Genomic DNA, 14,564 nt, shown 5'->3' with positions numbered 1-14,564 from the left:
GGATGCAAAAACGAATCACGGGCCGTTTTACGGTCATTCTTTTTATTATCGGTTTTATGACAGCGACACAATACAATACTGTAAATACGGATGATAGCCGCGATTCCCGCGATACCTGGGAAATTCGCCAGCAATTATCTAGGGAAAAGCAACTTCACTCGGAACTGCTGTCAGAAATCAGTTTGCTTGAAGACACACTTGGCAAGTATAGCGACGAAGCGGCTCAGGACCCAGAAGCGGTTTTGAAAGAAACGGTTGCAGATTTACGGGGCACCGCTGGTTTTTCGCAAGTGACTGGACCTGGAATCGAACTCGAGATCCGCCCCTCACTTGAAGCGATTGCGCTTGGAACCGAGATAACCGAAATTCCACCGGATTTATTGATTCGTTTGGTGAATGAAATCAACCGCTTTGACGGCATTGAGTTAGCGATTGCAGGGGAGCGTGTCATCAACACAACCGCAATACGCGATATCAATGGCTACACAACGGTCAACGCAGACCCTATCTCGACGCCGCCATTCACGATCGGCATTACGGCAACGAACAAGGAACAAGCGCGGAAACTTTTCAGTTATTTGACGGCTTCTACAATTCATGATGATTTTTACATAGACGATTTGACGATAACTATTTCAGAGCTGCAAGAAGAATTGGTGCTGCCGGCTTTTGACGAAGAAATCAACATGGAACATCTTCAAGCTGTGGAGGGGGACTAAGGATGTGGATATCGATTCTTGGATTGCTGTTGGGCATTTCGCTTGGCTTGTTGACGGATATCCAAATACCGCCTGAATACGCCAGTTATTTATCGATAGCGGTACTTGCTTCCTTGGATACACTTTTTGGCGGCATAAGGGCTCATTTGCAGCAAGTATACGACGACAAAGTTTTTGTTACGGGTTTTTTCTTCAATATTGTTCTTGCCGCAGGCCTCGCTTTCCTCGGTGTCCATTTAGGTGTAGATTTGTATTTGGCAGCTATTTTCGCGTTCGGCGTCCGGCTATTCCAGAATATTGCGGTGATCCGCCGCATTTTGCTTTCGAAATGGACCGAAAAAAACAAGCTTGGTGAGGCGAATTGACGAATTGCAGGAAAATTTTCTAAGTTTCGCTATTTTACTTAGACAAGGTGTGTATTTTACAATAGAATGTAATGTAGAGAAGTTTTATAAGGAGGTGCCACGAGTTGAGTCAATCAGAATTATATGTAAGTTTGGATATCGGGTCTTCCTCCGTCAAAGTATTAATCGGGGAAATGACCAATAAATCGTTGCACGTCATCGGCGTCGGCAACGTCAAATCAAATGGAATTAAAAAAGGTGCGATTGTTGATATAGATGCAACTGTCCAGTCCATCAAAAAAGCTGTCGATCAGGCAGAGCGAATGATCGGCAAAGAAATCCACGAAGTCGTGCTGGGCATTCCAGCCAATCAAGTGGCATTGCAGCCGGTTAAAGGAATCGTTGCAGTAAACAGCGAGAATCGTGAAATCACGGATGAGGATCTAGAACGCGTTTTGGAAGCGGCACAAGTGATGTCGATTCCACCAGAACGTGAGTTGGTTAATATCATTCCTGAAGAATATGTCGTCGATCACCTCGGCGAGATCAAAGACCCTAGAGGCATGATCGGCATCCGTTTGGAAATGGATGGTACAATGGTGACGACTTCAAAAACGGTCTTGCACAATGTGCTTCGCTGTGTTGAACGCGCGGGCCTTGAAATTCGTGAGATTTATGTCCAGCCGCTAGTAGCCGGAGGTTATGCGTTGACTGAAGATGAAAAGAACCACGGAACGGCCTGCATCGATATTGGCGGTGGATCGACTTCAATCGCAGTATTCCGCGATGGCCATCTTCGTGCGGCATCGGTCATTCCCGTCGGAGGCGACCATGTGACGAAAGATTTATCGATTGTCTTAAAAACCCCGACAGAGCAAGCTGAAAAAATCAAGCTCGAACATGGCCACGCGTTTTTCGACGACGCTTCTGAAGAAGAAGTATTCGAAGTGCCGGTGATCGGTTCGGATTCGAGAGAACAATACAGCCAAAAATACATATCTGAAATAATCGGAGTTCGCATGGAAGAACTTTTCGAATTGATTTTGGATGAGTTATACCGTCTCGGCGTCGATGAATTACCTGGCGGTGTCGTATTGACAGGCGGAATGGCCAAAATGGATGGCCTTCCTGAATTGGCAAGAAGCATTCTCCAAACGCGGGTGCGCCTGTTCACTCCTGAATTTATCGGAGTTCGCGAGCCGCAATATACAACAGCGGTTGGATTGATCCAATACGCTTACGCAGAAGATTTGTTCTACGGAAACGTTGGCCATAGTTCAGCAGCTGCACATTCGCAGAAACCTGAGTATGTGGAGCAGCAGCCGAAAAAGCAAAAACAGCCGAAACAACCGAAACAGGATAACGAAGGTGTCGTAAGCAAAGCCAAAAAAATGTTTGATCGTTTTTTTGAATAAAATCATCATTGTGTCCGGCTTATGTTCAAAAGCTGAGCAATTTTAGGAGGAAAAAAGAATGTTGGAATTTGATACAAATATCGATGCATTAGCCGTAATTAAAGTCATTGGTGTCGGTGGCGGCGGAAACAACGCAGTCAACCGGATGATCGAACATGGAGTTCAAGGGGTGGAATTCATCGCTGTCAACACAGACGCGCAAGCCTTGAACCTTTCGAAAGCAGAAACACGACTGCAAATCGGTGGGAAATTGACGCGTGGTCTTGGCGCCGGCGCTAACCCGGATGTCGGTAAAAAAGCAGCAGAAGAAAGCAAAGAACAAATCGAAGAAGCTTTGCGCGGAGCTGATATGGTATTCGTAACTGCCGGCATGGGCGGAGGCACCGGTACGGGTGCTGCACCTGTCATCGCAGGCATCGCTAAAGAACTTGGCGCATTGACAGTGGGCGTCGTTACTCGCCCGTTCACATTCGAAGGGCGCAAGCGTTCGACTCAGGCTATCGGCGGAATCGCGACGATGAAAGAATCAGTCGATACATTGATCGTCATCCCGAATGACCGTCTACTCGAAATCGTCGACAAAAACACGCCGATGCTTGAAGCATTCCGTGAAGCGGATAATGTCTTGCGTCAAGGTGTACAAGGTATCTCTGATTTGATCGCAGTTCCTGGTCTCATCAACCTTGACTTTGCCGACGTGAAAACAATCATGTCAAATAAAGGCTCTGCACTTATGGGGATCGGTGTTTCTTCTGGAGAAAACCGAGCTGCTGAAGCTGCCAAGAAAGCTGTTTCAAGCCCATTGCTTGAAGTATCTGTCGATGGAGCAAAAGGCGTCTTGATGAACATTACAGGTGGATCGAACTTGAGCTTGTATGAAGTCCAAGAAGCAGCCGATATCGTCGCATCCGCTTCAGATGAAGAAGTAAACATGATCTTCGGTTCCGTCATCAACGACAACTTGAAAGATGAAATCGTCGTAACGGTCATCGCTACTGGATTCAATGAAGAACAATTGAACCCTGCTGGACGCGCACCGCGTGGATCTGGATTGAACGCAAACCGCATCCAATCGATCCAACAGCAAAACCCGGCTCCTTCCATCCGTGAAGCACGCCGCGAAGAACAGTCCCAACGCCGCGAAGAGCAAACTCCTTACTACAACCAGGAGCCTCAACGCCAGGATAAGCAAAGTGAAGACGCATTGGATATCCCGACATTCCTGCGCAATAGACAAAAACGCCGTTAATAATTGTGAAGAAAACAGCTGCCCAACCGGCAGCTGTTTTTTTGCTTGAACAAATCTTTACTTGGCTTTTAGCTCCAGCTGCCACGTATCCTTCATAATTTCGTTGAAAAATAGGCAGCTTTATCGTTTTCATGAAAGGCTGAATTGATAAATCAGCTTTAGCTTGGTACAATAAAGTGAACGTCTATAGAAAAGTTGTGAGTATATGAAAGCGATTAAACCGATATTTGAAGAAATGGCCCATACATTAAATGAAATCAATAGTGGCATTGAAATCGTCGCAGTCACAAAACAAGTTGGAATCGACAGAACACAGGAAGCCGTCGATGCGGGTATCCGCCACCTGGGTGAAAACCGTCCGGAAGGCCTCAAGCTGAAACACGGAGAAATCAAAGGCGATGTCGTTTGGCATTATATCGGCACGCTTCAGTCACGGAAAGTCAAGGACGTGATCGGTCTCATAGATTATCTTCATTCCCTGGACCGTATGAGTTTGGCGAAAGAAATTCAAAAACGTGCAGATCAGCCTGTCAATTGCTTTATCCAAGTCAATGTTTCCGGTGAGGATTCCAAAAGCGGCTTTTCTCCTGAGGAAGTTCCTGCTGTTATCGAATCCTTGAAGGAATTCGATATGGTGCGTGTGGTCGGCTTGATGACCATGGCGCCGAACACAGAAGATGAAGCTTTATTGAGAGCGACTTTTAAAGGATTGAAAGAGTTGCAGCAGCAAGTTGCAGCCAAGAAATGGGCGCACGCCCCCTGTACGGAATTGTCGATGGGCATGTCGAATGATTACCTGATTGCGGCTGAAGAAGGCGCGACGTTTGTCCGCGTCGGGACCGCATTGGTAGGGTCGGAAAGTGAGGCGGAAAGATGAGCATGAAGGATAAATTCAAAAATTTCTTTTATCTGGACGAGTACGAGGAAGAGCCTGTCCAGGAAGAACGCAAGCAGCGTCCTGTGCAGCGTTATGAAAAGCCGGCCCCGGCAGCTGCCGAACAGCCGCAGAAGAAAGCACCAAAATCACCAAAGCCAATGAAAGAACGCCGTGAGAATTTGGAGGAACCTACCGTGCAGAATATAGTCAATTTGCAGAATTCATCTGCTTCTTCATCAAAAGTCAGCTTGGCGGAACCGCGTGTCTATGCGGAAGCGCAGGATATTGCGGAGAGCTTGAAAACAAAACAGGCCGTCGTGGTCAATTTGCAGCGCATTGAACGGGACCAGGGCCTCCGGATCATCGACTTCCTGAGCGGCACTGTCTATGCACTAGGCGGGGACATTCAGCGCATTGGGACTGACATTTTCCTGTGCGTGCCGGACACGGTCGAAGTGGATGGCGCCATCTCCGATTATTATCACGACGATCAACAATAGAAAGGTGCTAAAAATCGAATGATTCTTCTTATCAATATACTACTTGGAGCTATAAACATTTATTTCTATTTGCTGATCATCAGCGTCTTCATGAGCTGGGTGCCGAGTATCAAGGAATCTGCTTTCGGGCAGGCCATTTCCCGCATCACCGATCCTTATCTGGATATTTTCCGCCGCTTTATCCCGCCGATCGGCATGATCGATATCTCGCCTATTGTGGCTATTTTCTTCTTGAGCCTCGCGAGCCAAGGAATCCTCACATTGGCTGAGTACCTTCTCTGATAAGAAGCTGAACCAACAGCAGCTGATATAGGAAGACGGAGAATCCATTTCTCTGTCTTTTTTATTTGCGACAAACAGCGAGAGGGTTTTTCTTCTGTTTGTAGAATGCTTGTTAAACAACGAATGAATCCAAGAACCGGAGGGAACGGCCCATGGAAGAGATATTCCAGCATTTCCGCAAAGACGAACAACAATTTATCGAGCAGGCATCCGACTGGCTGCGAGATGTAGAAGATATGTACGCACCGAAGCTCACTGACTTTCTGGACCCGCGGCAGCGTTTTATCGTTAAATCACTGATCGGATCACGTGATGTGGAAATGGCAGCTTCCGGCTTGTTCAACCAGGCAGAGCGAGAGCGTGTCTTGCTGCATCCCGCGTATTATGTGCCGGAAGAAAGTGATTTCCAAGTCACCATGTTCGAATTGCGCTATCCGGTGAAATTCGTCACCTTGAAGCATCCGGACATTCTCGGTGCACTTATGTCGCTTGGTTTGGAACGAGGGAAATTTGGGGACATCCGGATCGGCGAAGGCACCGTCCAGCTCGCAGTGATGACAGAAATCGCCCCGTATTTGCGCGCAAACTTCACCAGTGCGGGGAAAGTGAAAGTTCAACTCGAAGAAGTGGACGATCCCATCGACTATCTCCCAGTTATTGAGGAGTGGGCGGAAGAAGCGCATACGGTCAGTTCGCTACGGCTTGATACAGTCATGAGCTCAGTCTATAAAATTTCCCGCCAAAAAGCCGCGTCCTTGATCAATGGCGGAAAAGTGAAAGTCAATTGGACAGCACAAGAAAGCGTCTCATTCGAATTGCACGAATCCGATTTAATTTCAGCCAGAGGCTTTGGCCGTGTGCAAATCATCGCGATTGAAGGGCGCACAAAAAAAGATAAAATTCGCCTGCAAGTCGGCAAATTGGAATTGAAAAAATAAAACACCGGCGAATGTGGTGAATATTACTGAAATTTCTCGCCATGAGCGGTATAATGAGTGTAACTATGCAGAGAGTAAGGAGAGATACGATGCCTTTATCACCATTAGATATACATAATAAAGAGTTCAGCCGCGCATTCCGCGGTTATCAAGAAGACGAGGTCAATGAATTCCTCGAACAAATCATGAAAGATTACGAAAAAGTGATTAAAGAAAGAACGGAAATGGAAGAGCGCATGAAATCGACAGATGAGCGCATGGGCCATTTCACAAACCTTGAGACGACTTTGCAAAAATCCATCTTCGTCGCGCAAGAAGCGTCAGAAGAAGTCCGCCGCAACGCGCAAAAGGAAGCGGATTTGATCGTCCAGGAAGCAGAGAAAAATGCAGACCGTATCGTCAATGAGTCGCTTGCCAAAGCACGCCGCATCGCGACTGAAATCGAAGAGTTGAAAAAGCAATCGAAAATATTCCGCAATCGTTTCAAAATGCTGGTGGAAGCACAGCTGGACTTGATCGAAACGGAAGACTGGAACACCTTGCTCGAATACGACCTGGATACAGAAAATATCGACCAGCTCGAAAAGAAAGAATCCGGAAGCGCGGCGAAGGAATAAGCCCGCTCTTGACGGAGGCCTATTCTGCTTCTATAATTACGACATACTTATAAACGCATTGATGGAGACAGTACGAAACGGAAATCCGATCGAGCGAGCCGGGGGTGGTGGAAGCCTGGCGCGGGGCCGTCTTGGAAAATCACTCCTGAGCTGGACCGGTGAACGCAAGTAACCGGGCCCGTCCCCGCCACGTTACGGTGTAGAGTTGGCAGCACACAGCTGCAACAAGGGTGGTACCGCGAGCTTCTCGTCCCTTTCCAGGGATGGGGGCTTTTTATTATGCTTACAGGAGGAATGGAAAATGGATTATAAAGATACATTATTAATGCCAAAAACCGAGTTTCCGATGCGCGGCAATTTGCCGAACCGGGAACCTGACATGCAAAAAAAATGGGAAGAAATGGATATCTATAAAAAAGTCCAGGACCGGACAAAAGGCCGTCCGTTCTTCGTGCTTCATGACGGGCCGCCATATGCAAACGGTGACCTTCACATGGGTCATGCATTGAACAAAGTATTGAAGGACATGATCGTTCGTTCGCGCAGCATGATGGGCTTCCATGCCCCGTACGTTCCGGGCTGGGATACACATGGTTTGCCAATCGAGCAAGCATTAACCAATAAAGGCGTCAACCGCAAAGAATTGTCTTTGGCGGAATTCCGCAAGCTGTGCGAAGAGTACGCGTACGAACAAATTGACAGCCAGCGCTCGCAATTCAAGCGGATCGGCGTGCGCGGCGATTGGGAAAACCCATACGTCACGTTGAAACCGTCTTACGAAGCACGTCAAATCGAAGTGTTCGGTAAAATGGCCAATAAAGGCTATATCTATAAAGGCTTGAAGCCGGTCTACTGGTCCCCGTCAAGTGAATCTTCACTTGCTGAAGCGGAGATCGAGTATCACGACAAAAAGTCACCATCGATCTATGTATCCTTCCCTGTTACAGACGGAAAAGGCGTATTGGATGAAGGTGTCAAGCTGGTGATCTGGACAACAACGCCTTGGACGATCCCTGCCAACCTTGGGATTTCTGTACATGCGGATCTGGATTACGTGGAAGTCGCTCACGGCGGTTCGAAATTCGTCGTCGCGAAAGATTTGCTCGAAGAAGTGGCGAAAGAGCTGGAATGGACGGATTATGAAGTGGTCCGCACAGTGAAAGGCCAGGAACTGGAGCATATCCAGGCGAAACACCCATTGTATGACCGTACGTCACTCGTCATGCTTGGCGACCATGTTACGACCGATTCCGGTACAGGTTGTGTCCATACCGCTCCTGGACACGGGGAAGATGACTTCTTGATCGGCAAAAAATATGGTTTGGATGTATTGTGTCCAGTCGATGAGCGTGGCGTCATGACAGAAGAAGCGCCAGGATTTGCGGGCGAGTTCTACGACAAAGCGAATAAATCGATCACTGAAGCGCTCGATGAAGCAGGCGCACTAGAAGCCTTGTCATTCATCACCCACTCCTATCCACATGACTGGCGTACGAAAAAACCGGTCATCTACCGTGCGACTGCGCAATGGTTCGTATCGATCGATGCGTTCCGCGACCAGATCCTAAAAGCGATCGACGAAACGGAATTCACTCCGGCATGGGGCGAAACCCGCCTGTACAATATGCTGCGCGACCGCGGCGACTGGAACATTTCCCGCCAGCGCGTATGGGGCGTGCCGATTCCTGTATTCTATGCAGAAAACGGCGATCCGGTCATCACAGAAGAAACGATTGCGCATATCGCCGACCTATTCCGTGAGCACGGATCGAATATCTGGTTCGAGCGCACGGCAGCGGAATTATTGCCGGAAGGCTTTACGCACCCGAGCAGCCCGAATGGCATCTTTACGAAAGAAATGGATATCATGGACGTTTGGTTCGATTCCGGTTCGTCCCATCAGGCAGTGCTCGATGAGCGTGAAGACCTTCAATACCCGGCTGACCTTTATCTCGAAGGTTCTGACCAATACCGCGGCTGGTTCAACTCATCGCTTACGACGAGCGTCGCCATCAACGGCATCGCTCCGTATAAAGGCGTCTTGAGCCACGGCTTTACATTGGATGGCAATGGGCGCAAGATGAGCAAATCGCTTGGCAATACAATCGTGCCAGCGAAAGTCATGAACCAAATGGGAGCGGACATCCTGCGTCTTTGGGTGTCGTCAGTCGACTATACAGCGGATGTGCGCGTATCGGATGACAACTTCAAACAAGTTTCCGAAGTGTACCGCAAAATCCGCAATACACTGAAATTCCTTCACGGCAACTTGGCTGATTTCGATGAAACAAAAGACCGCGTGGCATTTGAAGATATGCGCGAGATGGATCAGTATATGGTCATGAAATTGAATAAATTGATCAAAACAGCAACAAAAGGCTATGAGAATTATGAATTTTCGTCAGTTTACTTGGCATTAAACAGCTATTGCGCGAATGATCTCAGCTCGTTCTACTTGGATGTCGCAAAAGATGTCGTTTACATCGAACGTGCAGATCATCCACATCGCCGTGCGATGCAGACGGTCATGTACGATAGCTTGATGGCGCTTGTGAAACTTGCGTCGCCAATCATTCCGCATACGGCAGATGAAATGTGGTCATACTTGGAAGCCGCTACTGAAGAAAGCGTTCAGTTGACGGACTTCCCAGAAGCCGCAGAACGTCCTGAATTCAAGGACCTAGAAGAAAAATGGAGCCGTTTCATGGACGTCCGCGACGATGTCTTGAAAGCTTTGGAAGAAGCACGTGCAGCGAAAACAATCGGGAAATCGCTGGAAGCGAAAGTAACGGTCTATGCAAGTGAAGAATTGGCGAACTTATTGCCAGCGATCGATTCGAATCTGGCGCAATTGTTTATCGTTTCCGAATATGAATTCGGCGGCGCTAAAGAACAAGCGCCGGAAAATGCTTTAACGCTCGATGAAGTGTCGGTCGTTGTCGAAAAAGCGCAAGGCGAAAAATGCGGTCGTTGCTGGACGATTTCCAAACATGTTGGCGAATCAGCAGCACACCCTGAACTATGCCCGCGCTGTGCGGAAGTAGTCGAAATCGAATACGCTTAAGTTTGAACGGTCCGAAAACCGGTTATCCGGTTTTCGGACTTTTTTCTTTTTTCGCCCGCTCTGTGTTAAAATGAATAGACTGATGAATGACGGAGGAAATACAAGTGATTTATTATGGGATTGCTCTACTAATTATTGCATTGGATCAATGGACCAAATGGCTGGTCGTCAAAAATATGGAGCTCGGGGAACGGATTCCTGTGCTCGAACCGTATCTCGGTTGGCTTTCCCACCGCAATCGCGGAGCGGCATGGGGGATGCTGGAAGGGCAGATGTGGTTGTTCGCCCTTATCACTGTTGTGGTGATCGTGGCGATTCTGTATTACTTCCATAAGCATGCCGGAGGGCAGCCACTGTTTCAATTGGCGCTGATGGTGCTATTGGGAGGCGCAATCGGTAATTTCATCGACCGGATGTACCGTGGTGAAGTGGTCGATTTTGTCGATGTGCTGATTCCAGTAATCAATTATGACTTTCCGATCTTCAATGTAGCGGATGCTGCATTGACCATTGGTGTCGTCTTAATGGTCATTTACGTGATCATGGATGAAAAACAACAAAAGAAAAAGGTGTCTTAATGGAAGAACTGATGATACACATTACAGAAGAACAAAAAGGCGAGCGAATCGATAAAGTCATTTCGGCTATCGATGAAGAATGGTCGCGTTCACAAATTAGCAACTGGGTCAAAGATGGCCATATTAAAGTGAATGGCACAGCGGTCAAACCGAATTACAAAGTGCGGCTTGAAGACGAAATCGCTATCAATCCGCCGTTATTAGAGGAATTAGACGCTGAACCGGAAAACCTGAACCTTGATGTCGTTTATGAAGATGAAGATGTACTCGTCGTCAACAAACCGAAAGGCATGGTCGTCCATCCGGCACCAGGACACGCGAACGGGACACTGGTTAACGGCTTGATGTACCATTGCACGGACTTATCGGGCATCAATGGCATCGTCCGTCCCGGTATTGTTCACCGTATCGATAAAGATACATCGGGCTTGTTGATGGTGGCAAAGAATGATCTCGCCCATGCGTCATTGGTGGACCAATTGGTCGAAAAATCTGTGACACGCAAATACATTGCGCTTGTCCATGGGCATATCGCCCACGACAAAGGCACTATTGATGCGCCGATTGCGAGAGACCCGAAAGAGCGCCAAAAAATGGCGGTCGTCGACAAAGGCAAGCACGCAGTGACTCATTTTACCGTACTCGAGCGTTTCGGGGATTTCACTTTAGTGGAATGCCGTCTTGAAACAGGCCGTACGCATCAGATTCGTGTACACATGCGTTATATCGGCTTCCCGCTTGCAGGGGATCCGAAATATGGCCCGAGAAAAACGATGGATATTGGCGGCCAGGCTTTGCATGCCGCAGTCATCGGCTTTATCCATCCACGGACGAAAGAATACTTGGAATTCTCGTCGGCTTTGCCGGTTGAATTCGAAGAACTTCTCGAGACTCTCCGCTGAGGGGGGTTGACAAACGAAAGAGCTGTTCTTTATACTTAGACCAGTCAACTGAATACGCATCACCTTTAAGAACAGTCCAGAGAGGCTGAAAAGGGATATTCGCAAAGCCGGAAGTGTGTCTTCCGGAAGGTTTTTTTCTGCGCTTACGCACCCTTCGCCTCTCTGGCGGAGGGTTTTTTCATGCAGAAATTTCGATCAATCATAAAGGAGTGGAACACATGGCAGAAAAAGCGGTCATTCTTGATGACAAGGCGATCGGGCGTGCGATCACACGGATCGCCCACGAAATCATCGAGCGCAATAAAGGAATCGACGGTTGTATCTTGGTCGGCATTAAAACGCGCGGCGCGTTCATCGCCAAGCGCTTGGCAGACAAAATTGAACAAATCGAAGGCAAGGCCATTTTGACTGGAGAACTCGACATCACGCTGTACCGCGACGACTTGAGCCAGAAAAACCCGGGGCAAGAGCCGCTCGTCCAACAAGTCGATATTGAACACAGCATTAAAGACCAGAAAGTCATCCTGGTCGATGATGTTCTCTACACGGGCCGCACTGTCCGTGCAGCGATGGACGCGGTCATGGACCTCGGGCGGCCGGCACAGATCCAACTCGCCGTCCTGATCGACCGGGGACACCGGGAGTTGCCGATTCGCTCCGATTATGTCGGAAAAAACATCCCGACATCGAGCGAAGAACGAATCGTTGTCGAGATGACAGAAAGCGACAGCACCGACCGCGTTACCATTAACGACTAATCACTAGATAGACAGGGGAGAAACAACTTGAGCAATGCCATCTTAGACATACACGATAAACCAAAAACGGGGCAATGGATTTCCCTCAGCTTGCAGCACATGTTCGCCATGTTCGGCGCAACGATCCTGGTGCCGCAGCTAGTTGGCTTGAGCCCCGCGATCGCGCTATTGACGAGCGGTATCGCCACCATCATCTTCGTCCTCATTACGCAATTCAAAGTACCGGCTTATCTCGGATCTTCATTCGCCTTTATCGTCCCGATACAGATCGCCACGGATACAGGCGGCATCGGATCGGCAATGATCGGCGCCATGTTCGTCTCGCTAGTTTACGCGCTCGTGTCATTGATTATTTGGAAGACCGGCTATAAATGGCTTATGAAACTCTTGCCTCCAATCGTTGTCGGCCCAGTCATAATCGTTATCGGGCTGGCATTATCCGGAACAGCGGTAGATATGGCCATGAACATCCCGACAGCTGATGGCGGCTCTGAATACAGCCTGCTGCATTTCTCAGCCGCACTTGTCACACTCGCTACGGCTATCATCTGCAATATTTACTTTAAGAACATCATCTCGCTTATGCCGATTTTAATCGGTATCATTGCAGGCTACGCTTACTCTACACTGATCGGCATTATCGACTTTGCCCCAGTAGCAGCGGCTAGTTGGTTCCAAGTACCAGAATTTTTGCTGCCGGGAATCGATTACTCTTTCCAAGTGACGCCAACCTTGTTGTTCGTCATGGTGCCAATCGCCATCGTCACGATCTCTGAGCATATCGGGCACCAGCTGGTCCTCGGCAAAATTGTCGACCGCAATTACATAAAAGACCCGGGCCTTCATCGCTCGATTTTAGGCGATGGTATCGGGACCTTCATTTCCTCGCTTGTCGGAGGCCCGCCGAAAACGACTTACGGCGAGAACATCGGCGTACTTGCCATCACGAAAGTGTTCAGCGTCTATGTCATTCTCGGTGCTGCGGTGTTCGCGATCTTGTTCTCCTTCTTCGGAAAACTGATGGCGGTCATCGACACGATTCCGACAGCGGTGCTCGGGGGCATCTCGATCCTGCTGTTTGGCATCATCGCCTCGTCAGGACTGCGCATGCTCGTCGATAACGGCATCGACTTCGGCAACAACCGCAACTTGGTCATCTCGTCGGTCATCTTGGTCATCGGAATCGGCGGCGCGAAACTCGAGTTCAGCGAATCGTTTGCCATCGAAGGAATGGCGCTAGCCGCCATCGTCGGCGTAATTTTGAACTTGATCCTGCCTGGACTTGATAAACAGGAATTGGATGATGGAACTGAATAAACTTACCTTTTAAGGAATGTCCAGAGAGGCATGGAAAGGGTTATGGTTAGGGGTGCAGTCTACCCTTATTTCCTTACACCTTCCTGCCCCTGGGAAGGGGTTTTTTGTACAGTCAACGAAAGGGCGTGAGCAAATTGCCGAATCTGTTAACAATGGATAATCTCGAAAATGAAAAAATCATGAACTTGCTGAAGCGTGCCGAGCAGTTTGAAAAAGGAGAGAAAGCCACACTTGAAGGGGCGGTAGCCAACCTGTTTTTCGAACCGAGCACACGAACAAAAATGAGTTTCGAAATGGCCGAACACCGGCTAGGGTTGTCAGTACTACCATTTGAAACAGCCTTTTCTAGCATATTAAAAGGCGAAACGCTCTACGACACCGTGAAAACGATGGAAGCAATCGGTGTCAAAGCGGTCATCATCCGACACGAAGAAGAAGCGTATTACCAGCAGCTAGAAGGCTGCGAGCTCGCAGTCATCAACGGCGGTGACGGTTCGGGGCAACACCCGACACAGTCATTGCTTGATTTGTACACCATCCATCAAGAATTCGGCCGCATCGACGGCGTCCACGTGACGATCGTCGGGGACATTGCCCATAGCCGTGTTGCCAAATCGAATGCCGCTGCACTGAAACAGCTCGGCGCAAAAGTCAGCTTTGTGTGTCCGGAAGAATGGAGCGGCGACTACGACACGACGAATCAATTAGATGACGTGATCGGCGAAACGGATGTCGTCATGATGCTCCGGGTACAGCATGAACGCCACGCGGTCTCGGCCTTGTTTTCCAAAGAACATTACCATACAGAGTTTGGCTTAACAGAAGCGCGCGAGAAGAAAATGAAAAAAGACGCCATCATTATGCATCCGGCGCCGATCAACCGAGGCGTGGAAATCGCGGATTCACTCGTAGAATGCCAGCGTTCGAGAATCTTCAAGCAAATGGAAAACGGCGTGTTCGTCCGTATGGCCATACTGGAATATGCAATGAAAGGGAGAGATTGA

General features: G+C 48.6%; 15 protein-coding genes and 1 other annotated feature. All 15 genes read left to right on the top strand.

The genetic code is table 11. The features are described from left to right. Positions 1 to 2: 2 nt before the first annotated feature. Positions 3 to 719 carry a DUF881 domain-containing protein gene (locus tag KTG14_RS01770; protein ID WP_216968825.1) on the top strand — a complete coding sequence of 239 codons (717 nt, stop codon included), beginning with the start codon at positions 3 to 5 and terminating at the stop codon, positions 717 to 719. Positions 720 to 721: 2 nt separating this feature from the next. Further along, complete coding sequence (locus tag KTG14_RS01765; protein ID WP_216968823.1) at positions 722 to 1,084, top strand: small basic family protein; 363 nt, start codon at positions 722 to 724, stop codon at positions 1,082 to 1,084. 104 nt (positions 1,085 to 1,188) lie between these two features. Continuing rightward, entirely contained in the window at positions 1,189 to 2,478 is a 1,290-nt protein-coding gene (gene ftsA / locus KTG14_RS01760; protein WP_216968820.1) for a cell division protein FtsA, read from the top strand. 58 nt (positions 2,479 to 2,536) lie between these two features. Beyond that, the gene (gene ftsZ, locus KTG14_RS01755; protein ID WP_058383516.1) at positions 2,537 to 3,727 is read left to right on the top strand and encodes a cell division protein FtsZ; all 1,191 of its coding nucleotides are present in this window, start codon (positions 2,537 to 2,539) and stop codon (positions 3,725 to 3,727) included. 205 nt (positions 3,728 to 3,932) lie between these two features. Next, complete coding sequence (locus tag KTG14_RS01750; protein ID WP_216968818.1) at positions 3,933 to 4,604, top strand: YggS family pyridoxal phosphate-dependent enzyme; 672 nt, start codon at positions 3,933 to 3,935, stop codon at positions 4,602 to 4,604. Continuing rightward, positions 4,601 to 5,104, top strand: coding sequence for a cell division protein SepF (locus KTG14_RS01745; RefSeq protein ID WP_216968816.1), 504 nt, complete (start codon positions 4,601 to 4,603; stop codon positions 5,102 to 5,104). The genes KTG14_RS01750 and KTG14_RS01745 overlap by 4 nt, the downstream gene beginning before the upstream one ends. A gap of 18 nt (positions 5,105 to 5,122) precedes the next feature. Further along, on the top strand, positions 5,123 to 5,386 hold the full coding sequence (locus KTG14_RS01740; protein ID WP_216968814.1) for a YggT family protein: 264 nt from the start codon (positions 5,123 to 5,125) through the stop codon (positions 5,384 to 5,386). 152 nt (positions 5,387 to 5,538) lie between these two features. Then, positions 5,539 to 6,324: a YlmH family RNA-binding protein gene (locus KTG14_RS01735; protein ID WP_216968812.1), complete on the top strand. Its 786-nt coding sequence runs from the start codon at positions 5,539 to 5,541 to the stop codon at positions 6,322 to 6,324. 89 nt (positions 6,325 to 6,413) lie between these two features. After that, positions 6,414 to 6,941, top strand: coding sequence for a DivIVA domain-containing protein (locus KTG14_RS01730; RefSeq protein WP_211654496.1), 528 nt, complete (start codon positions 6,414 to 6,416; stop codon positions 6,939 to 6,941). 49 nt (positions 6,942 to 6,990) lie between these two features. Then, positions 6,991 to 7,199, top strand: a binding site (T-box leader). A 43-nt stretch (positions 7,200 to 7,242) separates the two neighbouring features. Next, positions 7,243 to 10,005, top strand: a complete 2,763-nt coding sequence (gene ileS / locus KTG14_RS01725; RefSeq protein WP_216968809.1) for an isoleucine--tRNA ligase — start codon at positions 7,243 to 7,245, stop codon at positions 10,003 to 10,005. Positions 10,006 to 10,109: 104 nt separating this feature from the next. Next, positions 10,110 to 10,583, top strand: a complete 474-nt coding sequence (gene lspA / locus KTG14_RS01720; protein WP_216968808.1) for a signal peptidase II — start codon at positions 10,110 to 10,112, stop codon at positions 10,581 to 10,583. Beyond that, positions 10,583 to 11,485: an RluA family pseudouridine synthase gene (locus KTG14_RS01715; protein WP_216968805.1), complete on the top strand. Its 903-nt coding sequence runs from the start codon at positions 10,583 to 10,585 to the stop codon at positions 11,483 to 11,485. Before lspA ends, KTG14_RS01715 begins: the two co-directional genes overlap by 1 nt. 218 nt (positions 11,486 to 11,703) lie before the next feature. Beyond that, the gene (pyrR, locus tag KTG14_RS01710; RefSeq protein ID WP_216968803.1) at positions 11,704 to 12,243 is read left to right on the top strand and encodes a bifunctional pyr operon transcriptional regulator/uracil phosphoribosyltransferase PyrR; all 540 of its coding nucleotides are present in this window, start codon (positions 11,704 to 11,706) and stop codon (positions 12,241 to 12,243) included. A gap of 27 nt (positions 12,244 to 12,270) precedes the next feature. Next, the gene (locus tag KTG14_RS01705) at positions 12,271 to 13,560 is read left to right on the top strand and encodes a solute carrier family 23 protein (protein WP_216968801.1); all 1,290 of its coding nucleotides are present in this window, start codon (positions 12,271 to 12,273) and stop codon (positions 13,558 to 13,560) included. A gap of 134 nt (positions 13,561 to 13,694) precedes the next feature. Then, positions 13,695 to 14,564, top strand: coding sequence for an aspartate carbamoyltransferase catalytic subunit (locus KTG14_RS01700; RefSeq protein ID WP_216968799.1), 870 nt, complete (start codon positions 13,695 to 13,697; stop codon positions 14,562 to 14,564).

It is taken from the genome of Planococcus sp. CP5-4_YE, from assembly GCF_019042655.1.
In the GTDB taxonomy this organism is placed as follows: Bacteria; Bacillota; Bacilli; order Bacillales_A; family Planococcaceae; genus Planococcus.
This window is presented reverse-complemented; position numbering and strand designations above follow the sequence as displayed.